General features: G+C 69.9%; 13 protein-coding genes. 8 read left to right on the top strand and 5 right to left on the bottom strand.

Going from position 1 to position 17,765, the window contains the following annotated elements; translation table 11 throughout:
• Positions 1-265: 265 nt before the first annotated feature.
• Together O7624_RS15925 and O7624_RS15920 are read right to left on the bottom strand one after the other, a co-directional pair.
• Complete coding sequence (locus O7624_RS15925) at positions 266-3,124, bottom strand: transglycosylase domain-containing protein (protein ID WP_282236345.1); 2,859 nt, start codon at positions 3,122-3,124, stop codon at positions 266-268.
• Positions 3,125-3,320: 196 nt separating this feature from the next.
• Positions 3,321-3,782 carry a DUF5318 domain-containing protein gene (locus tag O7624_RS15920; RefSeq protein WP_282236344.1) on the bottom strand — a complete coding sequence of 154 codons (462 nt, stop codon included), beginning with the start codon at positions 3,780-3,782 and terminating at the stop codon, positions 3,321-3,323.
• Between the two features lie 174 nt (positions 3,783-3,956).
• Between O7624_RS15920 and O7624_RS15915 the strand changes: the two genes are divergently transcribed.
• The 3 genes from O7624_RS15915 (at position 3,957) to O7624_RS15905 (ending at position 6,530) form a co-directional block, all read left to right on the top strand.
• Complete coding sequence (locus tag O7624_RS15915; protein WP_093409356.1) at positions 3,957-4,595, top strand: PadR family transcriptional regulator; 639 nt, start codon at positions 3,957-3,959, stop codon at positions 4,593-4,595.
• A 23-nt stretch (positions 4,596-4,618) separates the two neighbouring features.
• Positions 4,619-5,698 (top strand): inositol-3-phosphate synthase, encoded by a 1,080-nt coding sequence (locus tag O7624_RS15910; RefSeq protein ID WP_093409473.1) that lies wholly within the window; start codon positions 4,619-4,621, stop codon positions 5,696-5,698.
• Between the two features lie 166 nt (positions 5,699-5,864).
• A complete protein-coding gene (locus O7624_RS15905; protein WP_282236343.1) occupies positions 5,865-6,530 on the top strand; it encodes a hypothetical protein in 666 nt (221 codons plus the stop codon).
• On the opposite strand, the gene O7624_RS15900 is transcribed toward O7624_RS15905, so the two are convergent.
• The 3 genes from O7624_RS15900 to O7624_RS15890 all read right to left on the bottom strand — a co-directional run bounded on the left by O7624_RS15900 (position 6,531) and on the right by O7624_RS15890 (position 10,853).
• Positions 6,531-7,010 carry a methylated-DNA--[protein]-cysteine S-methyltransferase gene (locus O7624_RS15900; RefSeq protein WP_282236342.1) on the bottom strand — a complete coding sequence of 160 codons (480 nt, stop codon included), beginning with the start codon at positions 7,008-7,010 and terminating at the stop codon, positions 6,531-6,533.
• Positions 7,011-7,114: 104 nt separating this feature from the next.
• Positions 7,115-9,154 carry a S8 family serine peptidase gene (locus O7624_RS15895; protein ID WP_282236341.1) on the bottom strand — a complete coding sequence of 680 codons (2,040 nt, stop codon included), beginning with the start codon at positions 9,152-9,154 and terminating at the stop codon, positions 7,115-7,117.
• A 238-nt stretch (positions 9,155-9,392) separates the two neighbouring features.
• Positions 9,393-10,853, bottom strand: a complete 1,461-nt coding sequence (locus tag O7624_RS15890; protein ID WP_282236340.1) for a CCA tRNA nucleotidyltransferase — start codon at positions 10,851-10,853, stop codon at positions 9,393-9,395.
• Positions 10,854-10,978: 125 nt separating this feature from the next.
• Between O7624_RS15890 and murJ the strand changes: the two genes are divergently transcribed.
• The 5 genes from murJ (at position 10,979) to trxB (ending at position 17,761) form a co-directional block, all read left to right on the top strand.
• Entirely contained in the window at positions 10,979-12,730 is a 1,752-nt protein-coding gene (gene murJ, locus O7624_RS15885) for a murein biosynthesis integral membrane protein MurJ (RefSeq protein ID WP_282236339.1), read from the top strand.
• 441 nt (positions 12,731-13,171) lie between these two features.
• The gene (locus O7624_RS15880; RefSeq protein ID WP_282236338.1) at positions 13,172-14,767 is read left to right on the top strand and encodes a protein kinase family protein; all 1,596 of its coding nucleotides are present in this window, start codon (positions 13,172-13,174) and stop codon (positions 14,765-14,767) included.
• Between the two features lie 34 nt (positions 14,768-14,801).
• Positions 14,802-15,542, top strand: a complete 741-nt coding sequence (sigM, locus tag O7624_RS15875) for an RNA polymerase sigma factor SigM (protein ID WP_282236337.1) — start codon at positions 14,802-14,804, stop codon at positions 15,540-15,542.
• Positions 15,539-16,636, top strand: coding sequence for a hypothetical protein (locus tag O7624_RS15870; RefSeq protein WP_282236336.1), 1,098 nt, complete (start codon positions 15,539-15,541; stop codon positions 16,634-16,636). Before sigM ends, O7624_RS15870 begins: the two co-directional genes overlap by 4 nt.
• A 174-nt stretch (positions 16,637-16,810) precedes the next feature.
• Positions 16,811-17,761, top strand: coding sequence for a thioredoxin-disulfide reductase (gene trxB / locus O7624_RS15865; RefSeq protein WP_093409470.1), 951 nt, complete (start codon positions 16,811-16,813; stop codon positions 17,759-17,761).
• Positions 17,762-17,765: the final 4 nt, after the last annotated feature.

Below are 17,765 nucleotides of genomic sequence, written 5' to 3'. Positions count from 1 at the left end.
GACCGTGCATCCTGCCGTATCAGGCGACCGCGTTGAAGCCGAAACCACAGCGAATCCCCGAGGCACTGCCGCCTGCCGGGGATGGGCACTTCAGTCACCTGGGCACCGGCGACCGACGCTCGGCAATCGACCCTCGGCGCTCGCGGTCTGCGGCATGTCGCGGTATCCCGGACACCGGAAACCCCGACATGCCGCATCTGACGAGCCAGTACAGCGCTGCGGGCGGCCGGAATGGTTCTCCGGCCGCCCGTGGCGTCAGCGGGAGCTACTCCCGGCTCGTCGTCCTGGGTGGTAGCAGACCGCCACCGCCGCCGCCCTGCTCTTGATCACGATCGGGCGGGCCGCCGGGGTTGTTGCCACCGTTGTCCCCACCGCCGGGGCCGCCATTGTTCCCACCATTGAGCTGGCAGAGGAAGTCAATGGGATTGCAGTTCTGCTGGTTGCCGCCCGGCGGGGGCGGTGGTGGGGCGGGCTCCTCGCCGTTTCCGGCGTCCTGATCGCCCACCCCGGTCACGTCGGGCAGGTCGGACGGGTCGTAGCCCTTCAGCGCGTCGTCCATGTACCGCTTCCACAGCGCGGCGGGGATGTTGCCACCGCCGACGTTGCTGCCGTTGCGGTCGACGATCGCCGGCTTCTTCGGGTCGCGGCTGCCGATCCACACCGCGGTGGCCACGTTCTCGTCGTAACCGACCATCCAGGCGTGCGCGTTCTTGTCGGTCTTGCCGTGCTGCCAGGTGCCGGTCTTGCCGGCGGCTTCGCGGTTCACCAGGCTGGCATTGTTCTTACCGGGGATCTCCTTGAGCACCGCGGTCACCTCGTCGGCGACCTCCGGCCGGATCACCTGCTGCGGCTTGAGCTTCTCGCCGGCGCCGCGCACCTTGTCCCACTTGCCGGTGGCCTTGTTCTGCTTCTCCACCATCCGGACGAAGTGCGCCTTGTTGTACTTGCCCTTGTTCGCGAGGGTGGCCAGGCCGTTGGCGTGGTCCAGAACCGTGACCGGATACTGGCCGTAGCCAATTACCCGGTCGAACTTGCTCGGTGCGAGTTCTTCGGGCTTCTCCTTCGTCAGGTCGTAGACCTTCTGCTTGTCGTCCCACATGGTGCGGATGCCGGCGCGGCGGGCCATGTCGAGGACCTTGTCGGGGCCGATGTCCTCGGTCACGTGGAAGAACGGCACGTTGTACGACTGCACCGTCGACTCCTGCAGGGTGCACCACTTCTTGCAGCCGGCGTTCCGGCCAGCGTTCACGATCGGATCGTCAAAGCCCTCTGGCTTGAACGGGGTGGCGTCCCAGTGCGACTTGACCGAGATTTCCGCGTCAATTGCCGCAGCCAGGGTGTAGACCTTGAACGACGAGCCCGGCGGGTGACCACCGACAAGGTTGCCGTTCTGATCCGTGTTGAGGCCGGCGTAGTCGAAGTCGGCACCACTGTCACCACCGTAGTAGGCGAGCACGCGGCCGGTCTTCGGGTCGACGGAGACCACCGCCGCCATCAGGTTCTTCGGCTGCCCCTTGAGCACCGAGCCCTTACGATCCGGCTGGGCCGCCGCCTCCAGCGCCTTCTGCATCTTCGGGTCGATGGTGGTGGTGATCCGGTAACCGCCCTCGCGCAGCTCGTCCACGCAGCTGGGCATGCCCTCGGCACCGGAGTTGGAGCAGAGGCCCCACTCCTCCATCTCCTTGCGGACGTAGTTGATGACGTTGCCGCGCGGAGTGGCGACCCCGAAGCCGTTGTCCTTCTTCGACTTCTCGACCTTCGGGTACTCGGTGGGCCGCTCCGGCTTGCCCGGGGCGTTGAGCCAGCCCTCCTCGACCATCCCGTTGACGACGTACTCCCACCGGGACTTCGCGTCGACCTCGTTGGTCTCCGGGTCGAAGCCCTTGTGGGTGGCGCTGGCGACCGGCTGCTTGATCAGCGCGGCGAGCACCGCGCCCTGCGCCACCGTCAGCTTCTTCGCGCTGGTGTCGAAGTACGTCTGGGCCGCCGCCTCGATGCCGTACGCACCACGACCGAAGTAGATCACGTTGAGGTAGTTCTCCATGATCTGGTCTTTGGTGTAGTTGTCGTTCAGCTTGGAGGCGAGGATCGCCTCCTTCACCTTCCGCGCGTAGCTGTCGTCCTGGAGGTTCTCGTAGGCGTTGCGGGCGTACTGCTGGGTGATGGTCGAGGCGCCCTGCTTGTCGCCGCCGGAGAGGTTGTTCCACGCGGCCCGGGCGATGCCCTTGTAGTCGACGCCCGAGTGCCGGTAGAAGTTCCGGTCCTCGGCGGCGGCCACGGCGTCCCGCACATGCTGGGGGATTTGGTCGATGGTGACGAAGGTGCGGTTCTCGTTGCCGAGCTTGGCGACAAGCGTCTTGCCGTCCTTGGCGTAGACGGTGGTGGAGAGCGGCAGCGGGATCTCCTTGGGCAGCACCACGTTCGTCGAGTAGTAGGTGAACCCGACCACGCCGATGCCGGCCAGCATGATGAAGACCGCGAAGCCGGCGATCAGCATGTTCATCCGCTTGCGCTTGCGGGCGCGGGCCACCGCACCCGGATCACGGCCACCGCGACCGGGCCGGGTCGGTCCACCCGGCCCGCCCGGCCCACCGGGGCCACCGACGCTGGCCCGGGCCACCGCGGCCCGACCGCCGACGCCACCCACGGACGCCGACCCGACGCTCGCCCGACCGGCCGATGCCGCACCGACAGCGGCGGCGCCGACCGAGGCACGACCAGGACCGGCCGGGGACACCGGCACCGAGGCACGGCCGGCGCGGCCCGGCGCGGGCGAGACCGGCACCGAGGCCCGACCGGGACCAGCCGGCGACACGGGCACCGAGGCACGGCCGGGGACTGCTGGCGAGACCGGCACGGAGGCGCGGCCGGGGCCGGCTCGGCCGACCGACGCCGCGCCGGCGGAACCGCCCCGCGGGGGAACGCTCGCCGAGCCGCCGACCGAGGCGCGTCCGCCGACCGAGGCACGGGCCGACGGGCCGGATGTCTCCGGCCCGGTCGACCAGTTGACTCCGCGCGGTTCACCACCCGGGCGGCGGTACGCGTCGTCCGCCTGCCCCGAGTCGTCCTGGCCCGGAATCCAGGCCCGGCCGCGCGAGGAGCTGGGATCGCCGTACGAGTTCATTCCTCACACCCTGCCGTCGCGGTGGGGCGCAGTCGCACCGCCACCGGTTTGCCGTGAGTTGTGACACCTGCGAGCCCGGCACGGGGGTGCCGTGGTACCGGCGTCAGATCCGCATCAATCGGACCATTCAGACCTACAAGCCGTCGGTCAGCCCAGCCGCGTCGCACGCGACCGGGGTCAGCCGATCGAGCTCGAATCACCGTTGCGCCTCTCGCCTTCGCCGGACACCCGTTCCGTCAGCGGTCATGCCGCTCGCCTCGCCGCGCTCCGGGTCGCCGTCGGCGACGCCGGTCAGACCGTCCCGCCCGAGCAGGTACTGCTCGACGAGATGGTTCCAGTCACAGCCGAGGCACACCTCCACCACGAAGACCTGGAACTCACGCAGCGTCATCGCCAGCACGGTCAGCTCAGCCACATTACGGGCTTGGCCGGCCGATTGCTTGAGTTCGTCCCCGTAAATGTAGTGGACCAGGGTCAGGTTCTCGCTGCGGCAGATCGGGCACCGCTCGTCGGTGGACTCGCCGTGGAACCGAGCCGCGTTCTTCAGGTAGGGCGACGCGTCGCACAGGTCATAGGTGCCGACGCGGCCGGCGAGGAGCTCACGCAGCGCCGCTCGCTTTCGGAGCGAGTAGTCGACGACCTGGCGCTGCGTACGCATGCGGGAAAGGGTACGCGGTCTCTTCTGACGAGGCGACCACCGTGACGATCCGTGACCGGAGGACATCAGAACGGGGGTTTGCCCAGACCGGAACGAGAGGCTACGGTGCGATGTATCGGTCCGATACATCGTGGCGGTTAGCGCTTCACGCACAGGGTAAAGGGAGGGTGGCCGGTGCTCGAACTCGCCATCCTCGGCCTGTTGCAGGAGGCCCCGATGCACGGCTACGAGCTGCGCAAGGAGCTCACCGCCAAGCTCGGGGCGATCCGCGCCGCCATAAGTTACGGCTCGCTCTATCCGACCCTGCGCCGGCTGCAGGCGGCGGGATGGATCACCGAGGCCGACGAGACACCCGCCACCGCCGAGGAGGTTCCCGCGCTGACCAGCCGACGAGGTCGGGTGGTCTACGAAATCACCGCGGAAGGAAAGGAACGCTTCGCCCAGCTCATCGCACAGACCGGGCCGGAGACGTACGGCGACACCGGTTTCGGTGTGCACTTCGCGTTCTTTTCCCGAACCGACCAGGCGACCCGACTTCGCATCCTGGAAGGTCGCCGCCGCACGATCGAGGAACGTCGCGAGGGCCTTCGCGACATGCTGGGCCGGGCGGCCGAGCGCCTCGACGCGTACACCCTGGAGCTGCAGCGCCACGGCCTGGAGGCCTGTGAGCGTGAGGTCCGCTGGCTGGAGGAGCTCATCGCCAACGAGCGCTCCGGCCGTGCCCCGACGGTCCCGCACGACGGGACGGCCGGCGGCCCACGACAAGACAACAGCCCGCCTCCGCCTGGTGAGACCAGGACAGAGCGGCCGTGACAATGAAGAAGGAGGCACACGCGATGGGCTCCGTCCGCGTCGCCATCGTCGGTGTGGGTAACTGCGCCTCGTCCCTGGTACAGGGCGTCGAGTACTACCGGAATGCCGACCCCAACGACCGCGTCCCGGGTCTCATGCACGTCACCTTCGGCGACTACCACGTCTCTGACGTGCAGTTCGTCGCGGCGTTCGATGTCGACGCCAAGAAGGTGGGCATGGACCTCGCGGAGGCGATCGTCGCCAGCGAGAACAACACCATCAAGCTCTGCGACGTGCCGCCGACCGGCGTCACCGTGCAGCGCGGCCCGACCTTCGACGGCCTCGGCCAGTACTACCGCGAGATCGTCGAGGAGTCGGACGCCACGCCGGTCGACGTGGCCAAGGCGCTGCGCGACGCGCAGGTCGACGTGGTCGTCTCGTACCTGCCGGTCGGCTCGGAGCAGGCCGACAAGTTCTACGCCCAGGCCGCGATCGACGCCGGCTGCGCGTTCGTCAACGCTCTGCCGGTCTTCATCGCCTCCGACCCCGAGTGGGCGCAGAAGTTCACCGACGCGGGCTTGCCGATCGTCGGCGACGACATCAAGAGCCAGGTCGGCGCCACCATCGTGCACCGCGCCTTGGCGAAGCTCTTCGAGGACCGGGGCGTCGAGCTGCTGCGTACGTACCAGCTCAACTTCGGCGGCAACATGGACTTCATGAACATGCTGGAGCGCAACCGCCTGGTCTCGAAGAAGATCTCGAAGACCCAGTCGGTGACCTCCCAGGTGCCGCACGAGATGGCCAAGAGCGACGTGCACATCGGCCCGTCCGACCACGTGCCGTGGCTGGACGACCGCAAGTGGGCGTACATCCGCCTGGAGGGCCGCTCGTTCGGTGACACGCCGCTCAACGCGGAGCTGAAGCTCGAGGTGTGGGACTCGCCCAACTCGGCCGGTGTCATCATCGACGCCGTCCGGGCCGCGAAGATCGCGCTGGACCGGAAGATCGGCGGCCCGATCCTGTCGGCCTCGTCGTACTTCATGAAGTCCCCGCCCGTGCAGTACGCCGACCACGACGCGCACGCCGCCGTCGAGGCGTTCATCGCCGGCGAGGTCGAGCGCTGACGCGCCGACCACCAGCAGCACCGGCGAGGGCCGGGTCCGTGCGGACCCGGCCCTCGCCGTCTGCGCTCAGGCCGCCGCACCCGGGTAACGGGGAAGTCGCGGCGTGCGGCATGTGGAGCGCCGCGCGGGGCGGCGTCGTCGATGGCGGAACGTTACGCTGACCGCCGTGCCGTTCACCGACGCTACGCACGCCGCCAGGTCGGTGCGCCGGGTCGCCACCGCACTCGCGGGCGCTTTGCTGACCACCAGCCTGTTCGCCTGCGCCGTCCCCGGCAGCCGTCCGACGGCCGAGTCGGACCAGGAGGTCGTGCCGCCCAACCCCCGGCCGTCGGTGGCCGAGGCCCGCTGTGTCGCCGCTGCGGCCACACTGCCGGAGACCGCGACGAAAGCGCCCGCCCCGTCCGGCGTGTCGACCGCACCGGTACCGCTGGGCACCGGACATCCGATGGCCGATGAACGGGTACGTGAGGAGATGCTCCGCCGTCAGCAGGCTGCCAACGACGCCTTCCGGCAGCGCGGCACGCTCGAACCCGACACGGCTGCCGGCGCTCGGGCTTGTGCCGCCGAGGTGCTCAAGGGCCTGAATCTGCTGACCGCCGGTGGCCGGGACGAGCCCGACGAGAAGGCAGTTCGGCGGGCGGTGACCGCCACCGGCCTCACCGACGTGGTCGTCAGGCCGCCCGGGCGGCTCGATCTGGGCCCCGGCGACGGACTGATCTTCGCGGGGTGGACCGGCCGGGCGTGTGTCTTCGGCAGCGTCCGCCAGGACGACATCACGGTGGAGATCGGCACCCGGATCGCCGACGGTGGCTGCCTTCCCGCGCCGGACTGATCAGGACCAGGCGCGTTGCAGGGCCACCCGGGCCTCCAGCTCCAGCAGTTTGACCTTGCGGTCCAGGCCACCACCGAAGCCGACCAGTTTCCCGCCCGCACCGATGATGCGGTGACACGGCACGATCACCGGGATGGGGTTGCGGTTGCAGGCCACACCGACCGCTCGGGCCGCTCCCGGGTCACCGACCCGCCGGGCCACCTCGCCGTAGGTAAGTGTCTCGCCGTACGGGATGCGGGTCATCTCCCGCCACACCGCCCGCTCGAAATCGGAGCCACGCGGCACGGTCACCGGCACCACGAAGTCGGTCAGCTCGCCGGCGAAGTACGCGCGCAGCTGCGCCACCGCCCGTCGGGAGGTCTCGTCAGCCGGCTCGGTCGTCCCGTCACCGACCGGACCGAAATGCGCCCCGCAGACGCTGTCCCCGTCGGTGGCCACGGAGAACTCCCCGATCGGTGAGTCGAGCACGGTCCAACGCATCCCGCCATTGTCCACTCGTGAGCAGGGTCCGCAACGGGCGAGCGCCCGCCAGAGCGTCCCGGGTGTTCGGGAGCTCCGGCGGGCGCCGGCCGTGCCGCGACTGGTCAGGCGGTGGAGACGGTGAATCTCTCGCCGTTGCCCAACCCCAGACCGGAGGACGACCACTTGATGGTCTTGTTCGAGATCAGCTGGCTGGTGCCGGACGACCCGGCGGAGACCGCCTGGCCGTCGCCCGCCCTGAGGAAGATCGTTCCGTCGATGTTGTAGTTGGCGAAGTCGAACGTCTCGTAGAGGCCCCGCCCCGTGCTGCTGGCGACCAGCGGCTTGGTGCCCTTGCTCGCCGCGGTCACGTACCTGCCGTTGGCGTGGGCCCGCAGACTGAAGAAGCCGTCACCCACGTTGATGACGTCGAACCTCGCCGCCTTGGTGACGGTCGTGCTGCTGGGGACCAGCGGCTTGGTGCTGCTGGCGGCCACCACGTACTTGCCGCTGGCCTTCGACCTGAGGCTGACGATCGGCGGCGCTGCGTCGATTGTGAACTTCTCGTTGGTGCCGATGGAGGTCTTGCTCGCCATCATCGACGAGCTGCCGGACGTCGACGCCGTGACGTACTTACCATTGATCTTGGACTTGAGGCTGACCGTGCCGTCGGTGTGGTTGACGATTGTGTACTTGGCCGACGTGACGATCGTCTTGTGACTCGCGATCAGCGGCTTGGTGCCGTTGCTCGGCGCCACCACGTACCGCCCAGTGGCCCTGGAGCGCAGCGCGACCAGGCCGCTACCGGCGTCGACGAAGTCGAACCGCTGCGCCGTGCCCATGCTCGTCCCGTTGTTCACCAGCGGCTTGGTGCTGCTGGCGGCGGTGACGAACTTGCCGTTGGAACGGGCCTTGAAGCCGTGCGAGTAGCGGGTCGGCGTGACCGAGCCGACGGTCAGCAGCCGGTCGATCGAACCCTTCGTGTCGTACACCCCGCCGGCGAGTCCGGTGGTGACGATCCGGTCCCGGACCTGCCTCGGCGACCAGCCCGGATTGGTGCTCAGCAGCAGCGCTGCGGCACCCGCCACGTGGGGAGCGGCCATCGAGGTGCCGCTGAACACCGCGCTGCTGGTGTTGCTGTTGTGCCGCGCCGAGACGATGCTCGCTCCCGGCGCGAAGACGTCGAGGCATTTGCCGTAGTTCGAGAACCACGCCCGCATGTTGATCCGGTCCGTCGCGCCCACGGTGATCGCCTCCGGTACCCGGGCCGGAGACGCCTTGCAGGCGTCCATCCAGCTGTTACCGGCCGCGATCGAGTAGGTGACTCCGGACGCGATGGATCGGTTCACCGCCTCGTCGAGGGACGGGACTGCGACGACGTCACCGAGGCTCATGTTGGCCACGGCCGGCTTCTGGGCGTGCTCGGTCACCCAGTCGACACCGGCGATGACCTGTTCGGTGGTGCCGAGACCGTCGCAGTCGAGCACCCGTACGCCCACGAGCTTCACGCCCTTGGCCACGCCGTACTTCGTGCCGCCGACGGTCCCGGCGACGTGCGTGCCGTGGCCGTTGCAGTCCTGGGCGACCTCGTCGGAGTCGATGGCGTCGTAACCGTGACTCGCCCGACCGCCGAAGTCCTGGTGGGCGATGTTGATTCCGGTGTCCAGGATGTACGCGGTGACCGAGCTGCCGGTGTTCGGGTACTTGTAGCTGCCGTTCAGTTTCGGCGAGGCCTGATCGATGCGGTCGAGGCCCCAGGACGGCGGGCTGCTCTGCGTGCCGCTGTTCGCCGACAGCCGCCGGACCTGCTCCACGTAGGCCACGTCGGGGTGGCTGGCCAACTTGTCCGCCTGCCGCTGGCTCATGGTGGCCGAGTAACCGTTGAGGGCGTGGCCGAACACCCGGCGGACCGTGCCACCGTTCGCGCCGGTGAGCGCCGAGGCGGCGGCCCGGACGGATCTGTTTGTCGTCCCCCGGTCCTTGAGGACGACGATGTAGCGGTCCGGCACGGCGCCGACGCCCTTGCTGCCGAGCACCTCGACGCGGGGCTGGTCGGCCGGAGCAGCCATCGCGGCACCGCCGGTCACGACGGTGAGAATGGACGAAGCGGTGGCGAGGGCAAGCCCCGCCGCCGCCGAGCGGCGCAGTGCGCCACGGCGTTTCACTGGATGTGCCCCCGTCGGTCGTCGACCAGGCCCGATGGGCGGTCGGATCGATACTGGATCGTCCCGCCTCCAGCTGCGAAGCAGCGGGCTGATGGACGTGAACACATCATGGACGAACCTCGCTGGCACCGCGTCCACCGTTCGGTCGAGACGTGAGCGTTTCGACGTGCGGCTGGCGTCCCGGAACGGGCCACAGTGGACGGCGGGCGCGGTCGGCGCGATCAACTCGCGTCGCTGGTCAGTCGCGGATGCCCTCGTCGCGGGCCCAGCGCAGCAACTCCGCCTCGGCCGTGTCGCGATCCAACGGCCCACGCTCCAGCCGCAGGTCCTTCAGGTGCTTCCAGGCCCGTCCCACCACCGGCCCGGGCGGCACGCCCAGCAGCTCCATGATCGCGTTTCCGTCGAGGTCGGGCCGGACCCGGGCCAGATCTTCCTCGGCGGCGATCCGGGCGATCCGCTCCTCCAGCGCGTCGTAGTCCGCCGCCAGTTGGGCCGCCTTCCGCCGGTTGCGGGTGGTGCAGTCCGAGCGGGTCAGTTTGTGCAGCCGGGGCAGCAGGTCACCGGCGTCGGTGACGTAGCGGCGTACCGCCGAATCCGTCCACTCGCCCCGGCCGTACCCGTAGAAGCGCAGGTGCAGCGCGACCAACGCGGTCACCTTCGTCGTGACGTCCTTGGGGTAGCGCAGCGCCTTCATCCGCACCTTGGTCAGCCGGGCACCGACCACCTCGTGGTGGTGGAAGCTGACCCGCCCGTCCGGGCCGATCGCCTTCGTCGCCGGCTTGCCCACGTCGTGCATCAGCGCGGCCATCCGGAGGATGAAGTCCGGTCCGTCCTCCTCGTACGAGACTGCGTTGCTGACCACGGTCAGCGTGTGCTCGTAGACGTCCTTGTGCTGGGCGTGCTCGTCGATCTCCAGCTTGAGCCCGGTCAACTCGGGCAGGAACCGCTCGGCCAACCCGGTGTCGACCAGCAGCCGCAGGCCGGAGATCGGGTCTGCGCCGCAGAGCAGCTTGGTGAACTCGTCGCGGATCCGCTCGGCGGTGATCCGGTCCAGGTCGGTCGCCATCCTGGTCATCGCCGCCCGCACGTCCGGGTGGACCGCGAAGCGCAGCTGCGCGGCGAAGCGGGCGGCCCGCAGCATCCGCAGCGGGTCGTCGCCGAACGACTCGGCGGGCGTGCCCGGGGTACGCACGATCTTCGCGGCCAGGTCGGTCAGGCCGCCGTACGGGTCGGTGAACCGATGTTCGGGGACGCTTACCGCCATCGCGTTCACTGTGAAGTCCCGCCGTCGCAGGTCCTCGACGAGACTGGTGCCGTAGGCGACAACCGGGTTGCGACTGACCTGGTCGTACGATTCGGCGCGGAACGTGGTGATCTCCAGTCGCAGACCGCCGCGCTGGCAGCCGATGGTGCCGAACTCGCGGCCGGTCTCCCAGATCGCCTCGGCCCAGCCCCGCACGACGTCCAGCGTCTGGTCGGGGTGCGCGTCGGTGCAGAAGTCGAGATCCTCACCGAGCCGGCCGAGCAGGGCGTCGCGTACCGAACCGCCCACGAGGTGCAGTTCGTGACCGGCGGCGGCGAACCGGCGACCCAACTCGTCGGCCACCGGGGAGACCCGGAGCAGTTCGGCGACGGCGTTGCGCTGCGCGGCGGTGAGATCGCGGCGGTCGGTGGCGTGGGATGCGGCGGTTTCGGACATCGGATCCGCAGCCTATCGGTCCTGACCGGCATCGCCTCCGCCGGGCGCGGGTAACGGGCCGGGGTTGACTAAGGTCTGTGACGTGTGGGCCGGTGCCGGCTCCGGCGTACCCCTTGGAGGCACAGATGAGCGGCGGGCTCTACCGCAGCGCGAACGCCCAGCAGGGCGGCGCGCCCGGCGGCTGGCCCGGTGACGGAGCCACGTTCATCTCCGCCGAGCCGCTCAACCAGCCCGCGATGGAGTCGACCGCGCCCCCACAGGAGCAGGTGGCGGAGGGCAGCGCCGCCACCAACAGCGCGATCATGGCCCTGGGCAGCCTGGTCAGCCGGGGTACCGGCTTCCTCCGCAATCTGGTCATCGGCGCCGCCCTCGGTGGCGCGTTGGTCGGCGACGCCTACACCACCGCCCAGATCCTGCCGGGGATGGTCTACGAGTTCCTGCTCGGCGGCATCCTCACCAGCGTGCTGATCCCGGTGCTGGTGCGTCGGCGAAAGGCGGATGCCGACGGCGGTCAGGCGTACGCCCAGCGGTTGCTGACCCTGGCGGTGCTCGCGCTCGGCGCCGCCGCCGTGCTCGCGGTCGCCCTCGCCACGCCGCTGACCTGGCTCTACGGCGCGGACGAGTCCGCTGACGGCTACTCCGGACTGGTCACCGCCCTGGCCCAGCTAATGCTGCCGATGATCTTCTTCTCCGGCCTGAGCGCGCTGATCAGCGCGGTGCTCAACACCCGGGGCCACTTCGCCGCGCCGATGTGGGCACCGATCCTGAACAACCTGGTCGTCATCGGTACCGCCGCTCTCTACATCGCAATCTTCGGCGCCGACATCGTCGAGCCCGATGACATGACGACCGGGCGGGTCCTGCTCATCGGCGGCGGCACCCTGATCGGCGTGGCCATCCAGGTCGCCGGTCTGTTGCCGGCACTGCGCAAGGTCGGCTTCCGGTGGAAGCTCCGCTTCGACTTCCGCAAGCTCGGCCTGGCCGAGCTGGGGCGGCTCGGCGCCTGGATGATCTGCTACGTCGCGGTCAGCCAGGTCGGCCTCATCGTGCTGTTCAACCTGCTGAACCGCGCCGGCAAGGAGAACGCCGCCGGCCCACTGATCTACAACAACGTCTTCCTGCTGCTGATGACCGCGCACGGCATCATCGCCGTGTCGATCATTACCGCGCTCATGCCTCGGATGAGCGCCGCCGCCGCCGACGGCCGGTACGCCGACCTCGCCGCCGACCTGTCCCGGGGCACCCGGACCGTGTCGGCCGTACTTGCCCCGATCGCGGTCTGCTACGCCGTGCTGGCCACCCCGATAGCGTTCACGTTGTTCCGGTGGGGAGCCTTCACCGCCGACAACGCCACCGCGACGTCCCTGGTGCTGCTGGCCGCCGCACTCGCACTGGTGCCGTTCGCGATCAGCCAGCTGTTCACCTTCGCCTTCTACGCACTGCCGGACACCCGCACCCCCGCATTGATCAACATTCCGGTCGTGGCACTCCGGATCGGGGTGCAGATCGCCCTCTTCGCGATCTTCTCGGCGAGCTTCGTCGGGGCGGGAATGATGATCGGTAACGCGGTCTCGTATCTGGCCGCGGCGATCGCCTCCGCCTGGCTGCTGCGTCCCCGGGTGGGCCGGATCGGGTTGGGCGCGATCCTGCGTACTCTCGGCCGGGTGGCCGTCGCGGCGCTGGGTGCGGCACTTGCCGGTCTGCTGGTGGTGGCCCTGTTGCCCGGCGGCGACACGCCGACGCGGTTGGAGGCGATCGCGCAGCTGCTGGTCGGTGGTGCGGTCATCGGCGGTACCTACCTCGGCCTGGCGACCGTGCTGCGGATCTCCGAGATCACCGAGGTGGTCGGCATGGTCCGCCGCCGGCTCGGCCGCTGAACCTCGACCGGCTCGGCGTGCACCCAGCGTGACCGCGGATCACCAGGCTGGGGATGTCCCTGTGGATAACTCCGCGCGCCGCCGCTCACCTGACGGATCAGCCTGTGGATAACCAACCGTACGGCCGAGTATGCCCGGCCGATTGACGGGAATCCGGGGCTGCCGAACCCGCCGATGCGACCGGCTCCGCCCCGGCCGGAACTGGTTGAGGTCAACCTCTAGATTGGCTGGTACATGTACCAGCAACGCGGCCGACAACGGTGGTAACGGGACAAGTCCACCGACTGCTGACGCTGTCGTCACCGGACGGCGGGAAGATGACATGTCGAGGACCGGGCCATCCCGGGTAAGGTCGCACTCGACGGGTACGGCAGACACCGGCGCGCGGCACCGTGCTGCGACCGGCCGGCCGGTACCAGACGAAGGCGGAGCGGGAAGCAGATGCCCAGCAGCGCGGGTCCATCGATCGACACGATCACCGAGGGAGGACGGGTGACCCAGGTCGGCGAGGGTCAGGACGCGGACGAGACCACTCCGCCGGTCATGACCTTCGGTGCTCCGACGGCCGGTGAGATCCTCGCCGAACGTTACGAACTGGTCGAGCACATCAACAACGACAGCGCGGGCCGTCTGGTCTGGCGCGGGGTCGACGTCGTGCTGCGCCGACCCGTCGCGGTCGTCATGCGCTACCCGGGTGGCGACTCCGCCACCGAGATGCTCCAGGCCGCCGTTGCCGCCAGCCGGGTCGTCCACCCCAACCTCGTCGGCGTGTACGACGCCATCGACGAAGCCGAGCGGGCCTACGTGGTACGCGAGTGGGTCGACGGTCAGTCCCTGCGGGACCTGGTCGCGAGCGGGCCGTTGGACGCCGCCCGCGCGACCGCCGTCGGTAACTCCGTCGCCAGCGCCCTGGCGGCCGTCCACGCCACCGGCATGGTGCACGGAAACGTGCACCCCGGCACGGTGATGATCAGCGATGACGGCCGGGTGGTGCTCGCGGACGCCCGCACCGACGGTGACGACAGCCAGGAGAGCGACGTCCGGGCCGTCGGAGGCATCCTCTACTTCGCGATGACCGGCTACTGGCCGCACGCCGAGGCGCCGCTGCGCGGTGCCACCGCCGGGCATGGTCGGGCGGCCATTCCCGACGCGGTACGCGATGCGAACGGGGCCGTCGCGGCACCCCGTCAGGTCCGCGCCGGCGTGCCGGCCTACCTGGACGACCTGACCATGGATCTGCTCGACGCTGAGATCGCCCCGCCACCGTCGGACGTGCTGACGGCGGAGTTGGCCCGGCTCGACGTGCCGGACGACGACTACCTCGACAACAACGGCCCGCTGCGGTTCGCCGGTGAGACCGGCGAGGAGCCGTCTCCGTTGGCCGCGGCCGGCGGGCGGAAGGTCGCCCTGGGCATCGCCGGGTTGCTGGCGGTTGCCCTGATCGGGCTGCTGATCGGGATCAGCACCCTCGGCGATGACGATGACCCGCAGACCAACCCCGTCGCGGCGCCGACATCGAGCGCGCCGGTGAGCGAGGAGCCAGCAACACCCGTAGTCCGGAACCTCAAGATCAGCGACGCTCGGATCATCGACCCGGACAGCAACGACCGGACCGAGGTGCGCGACGCCGAGAAGGTCTTCGACGGCGACCAGGACGAGGGCTGGTCCACCGAGACCTACAACCGCAGCAACTTCGGCAACCTCAAGCGGGGCATGGGCGTCTGGATCGACCTCGGTGCCGAGCGGACCGTCAAGTCGGTACAGGTCAACCTCTCCGACCGGGGTGCTTCGGCGGAACTGCTCACCGGCACGACCAACGCTCCGTCGTCCAGCTCCGGCGATGACGAGGTCCTCACGGCGTACCTGAAGAACAAGATCGGGCAGCCCTTCGAGGAACACGACGGCACCACGATGACCTTTGACGGATTCGACGCCGACAAGAAGTACCGCTACCTGCTGTTCTGGATCACCGAGCTGCCGCCGAACGGAGGCGGTTTCAAGATCGGGGTGCAGGAGATCACGGTCCAGGGGTCATGAGAGGTCGGCACGGCGGCAACCACCGGGTCGGGTGATGGAAGTACGCGACACCGGAGGCAACCACACGGGCGCCGCTTCCGTGGACGACACGGTGAGCGACATCGATCTGCTGCACGCTCACGTCGCCGGTGACCGGGACGCCTTCGGTGAGTTGTTCCGCCGGCACCGAGACCGGCTCTGGGCGGTCGCCCTGCGTACGCTCGGCGACCGTGAGGAGGCCGCGGACGCCCTTCAGGACGCGCTGCTGTCCGCCCATCGCGCGGCCGGCCGGTTCCGGGGTGACTCGGCGGTCACCACCTGGTTGCACCGGATCGTGGTCAACGCCTGTCTCGACCGGATCCGCCGTCGGCGGGCCCACCCGACGGTGCCGTTGCCCGACGGAACGCACGGCCCGGAGGACGGGCCGGGCACCGGCGGCGTGGAGCCGGCCGCACCGGTACCCGACCACGACACCGCCATGGTCGTCCGGGACGCCCTGGCCGCGCTGCCGCTGGAACAGCGGGCCGCCCTCGTGCTGGTGGACGTGCAGGGCTACCCGGTGGCCGAGGTCGCGCGGATCCTCGGCGTCGCCGAGGGGACGGTGAAGAGTCGCTGCGCCCGGGGCCGAGCCCGGCTCGCGGTCACCCTCGGCCACCTGCGACCCGGCACCCGGCCGGCGACCACTGCCCGCCCGGGCGTGCCGGAGGTCACCGACGGGAACCCGAAGGAACCATCGGGCGTCCGATCGGGGTCGGGGCGGTCCCGACCGGCCGCCAACCAGCAGGAGGAAGCGTGAGCACCGGGGAGTTCAGCGAGGTCGACCACGACCTGCTCGCCGACTACCTCGGTGGCGCGCTGGACGGCACCCCCGAGCACGCTGAGATCACCCGGCTGGTGACACAGGACCCGGCCTGGGCCGATGCTCATGCTCTCCTGGGCCCGGCCGTCGACAATGTCCGCACCGAGCTGGCCGGGTGGGGCGAGCCGACGCTGGAGCTTCCGCCGGAGATCAGCGAGCGGATCAGCGCCGCTCTCGCTGCGGCTGATCCGCTCACCGCGCCCACCACCGAGGCCGCGCCGACGACCGCGGCTTCCGAGCAGGAATTGACCACCGGGGACGGGATTGCGGCCGTCGAGGGCCCCGGCTCGGAGCCGACCGGCGGAAAGCTGACGATCGTACCGACCCAGCCGCTGGGCGGTCCCCGTCGGCCCGGCGGCCCGCTGCGGCCGGGCCAGGACCGGTCCTCGTCGTCGCGGCCGGGTCGGCGACGTCGCCGCTGGGCCCGCGTGGCCGGGCCGGTTGCCCTCGCCGCCGCCGCGGTGGTCGGGTTGGGTGCGCTCCAGCTGTTCCAGCCGGGCGGGGGGGACGACGTCGCCACCGACACCGCCCTGAACGAGCGGGCCGTCAGCCCGGCGGTGCCGCACGCCTACCCGCAGGATTCCGCGGGGCAGCCCGGCACCAAATCGGCGCCCGAGCGTGCCGCGGTCGCATCCGGCGCTCCGTACCGCGTCGTCGGCCCTCCCCAGCGCAGCGACACCGACTACACGCCGGAGGCACTGGCCGGCCTGACCCCGAGCGTCAGGCAGTTCTCCACCGACGGTGATCCGGGGCTCGGCGCGGAGAACCAGGAGCGCCTCCCCGCCCCGGGCGATCTGACCCGGCTCGGCGACCAGACCGCATTGAGCGCCTGCCTCGCCGAGATCGGTGCTGAGCACCGCGGGGGACCGCTGACCTTCGAGGTCATCGACTACGCCCGCTTCCAGGGGCTGCCGGCGCTGGTCCTTCGGTTCACCGACGCCTCCGGCACGAACTGGGCGTGGGTCAGCGGCCCGGAGTGCGGTGTACCCGGGTCCGGCTCGGACGCCCGTTACCGTACGCGGGTAGGGTGAGCCAGCGGTCGCCGGACTTTTGACCGTCCACGTGACCTGACCCACCGGGTGACCGGCTCGGGAATTCCCGCTTCGTACGATGACGTTCTGCACATCAGTTGCCGCCGCGTCGGCACTCGGATCGGCATCGGCCCGTACGCCGGTGACGACAGTCAACACGATTGGGAGACGGCAGTGGACGAGGTCCGCAACCTGGTCATCATCGGCTCCGGGCCGGCCGGCTACACGGCGGCGGTCTACGCGGCGCGCGCCAACCTCAAGCCGCTGGTGATCGAGGGCGTGCAGTCCGGCGGCGCGCTGATGACCACCACCGAGGTGGAGAACTTCCCCGGTTTCGCCGACGGCATCCTCGGCCCCGAGCTGATGGACAACATGCGTAAGCAGGCCGAGCGGTTCGGTGCCGAGTTCCTGACCGACGACGTCACCCGGGTCGAGCTGACCGACACCGGTCACCCCGGCGCGGTGAGCACCGTCTGGGTCGGGGAGACCGCGTACCGCGCCCGCGCCGTGATCCTCGCCACGGGTTCCGCCTGGCGCCCGCTCGGCGTACCCGGCGAGCAGGAGTACCTCGGCCACGGTGTCTCCTCCTGCGCCACCTGTGACGGCTTCTTCTTCCGCAACCAGCACATCGTGGTCGTCGGTGGTGGCGACTCGGCGATGGAGGAGGCCAGCTTCCTGACCCGCTTCGCCGAATCGGTGACGATCCTGCACCGCCGCGACTCGTTCCGGGCAAGCAAGATCATGGCCGAGCGGGCGCTCGGCAACGACAAGATCAAGGTCGAGTGGAACACCGTTGTGGAGGAGGTGCTCGGCGCGGACGGCAAGGTCTCCGGCGTACGGGTGCGCAACGTCCACACCGGCGAGGCCAAGGTGCTCGACGTCACCGGCGTGTTCGTGGCGATCGGCCACGACCCACGCAGCGAGCTGTTCCGCGGGCAGGTGGAGATGGACGACGAGGGGTACGTGAAGGTGCAGGCCCCCAGCACCCGGACCAGCATCCCCGGCGTCTTTGCCGCCGGTGACCTGGTCGACCACACGTACCGGCAGGCGATCACCGCAGCCGGGACCGGCTGCGCGGCCGCCCTGGACGCCGAACGCTTCATCGCCACGCTGCCCAAGAGCTGAACCA

The organism is Verrucosispora sp. WMMD1129, assembly GCF_029581255.1.
Classification (GTDB): domain Bacteria; phylum Actinomycetota; class Actinomycetes; order Mycobacteriales; family Micromonosporaceae; genus Micromonospora; species Micromonospora sediminimaris.
Note: the sequence above shows the minus strand (reverse complement) of the source record. Positions and strands in the feature narration are given on the sequence as shown.

Excerpts from the sequence above, each read along its gene's own strand:
- O7624_RS15925 (WP_282236345.1), bottom strand. The coding sequence starts at position 3,124 with ATGAACTCGTACGGCGATCCCAGCTCCTCGCGCGGCCGGGCCTGGATT.
- O7624_RS15920 (WP_282236344.1), bottom strand. The coding sequence starts at position 3,782 with ATGCGTACGCAGCGCCAGGTCGTCGACTACTCGCTCCGAAAGCGAGCG.
- O7624_RS15910 (WP_093409473.1), top strand. The coding sequence starts at position 4,619 with ATGGGCTCCGTCCGCGTCGCCATCGTCGGTGTGGGTAACTGCGCCTCG.
- O7624_RS15900 (WP_282236342.1), bottom strand. The coding sequence starts at position 7,010 with ATGCGTTGGACCGTGCTCGACTCACCGATCGGGGAGTTCTCCGTGGCC.
- O7624_RS15890 (WP_282236340.1), bottom strand. The coding sequence starts at position 10,853 with ATGTCCGAAACCGCCGCATCCCACGCCACCGACCGCCGCGATCTCACC.
- murJ (WP_282236339.1), top strand. The coding sequence starts at position 10,979 with ATGAGCGGCGGGCTCTACCGCAGCGCGAACGCCCAGCAGGGCGGCGCG.
- O7624_RS15880 (WP_282236338.1), top strand. The coding sequence starts at position 13,172 with ATGCCCAGCAGCGCGGGTCCATCGATCGACACGATCACCGAGGGAGGA.
- sigM (WP_282236337.1), top strand. The coding sequence starts at position 14,802 with ATGGAAGTACGCGACACCGGAGGCAACCACACGGGCGCCGCTTCCGTG.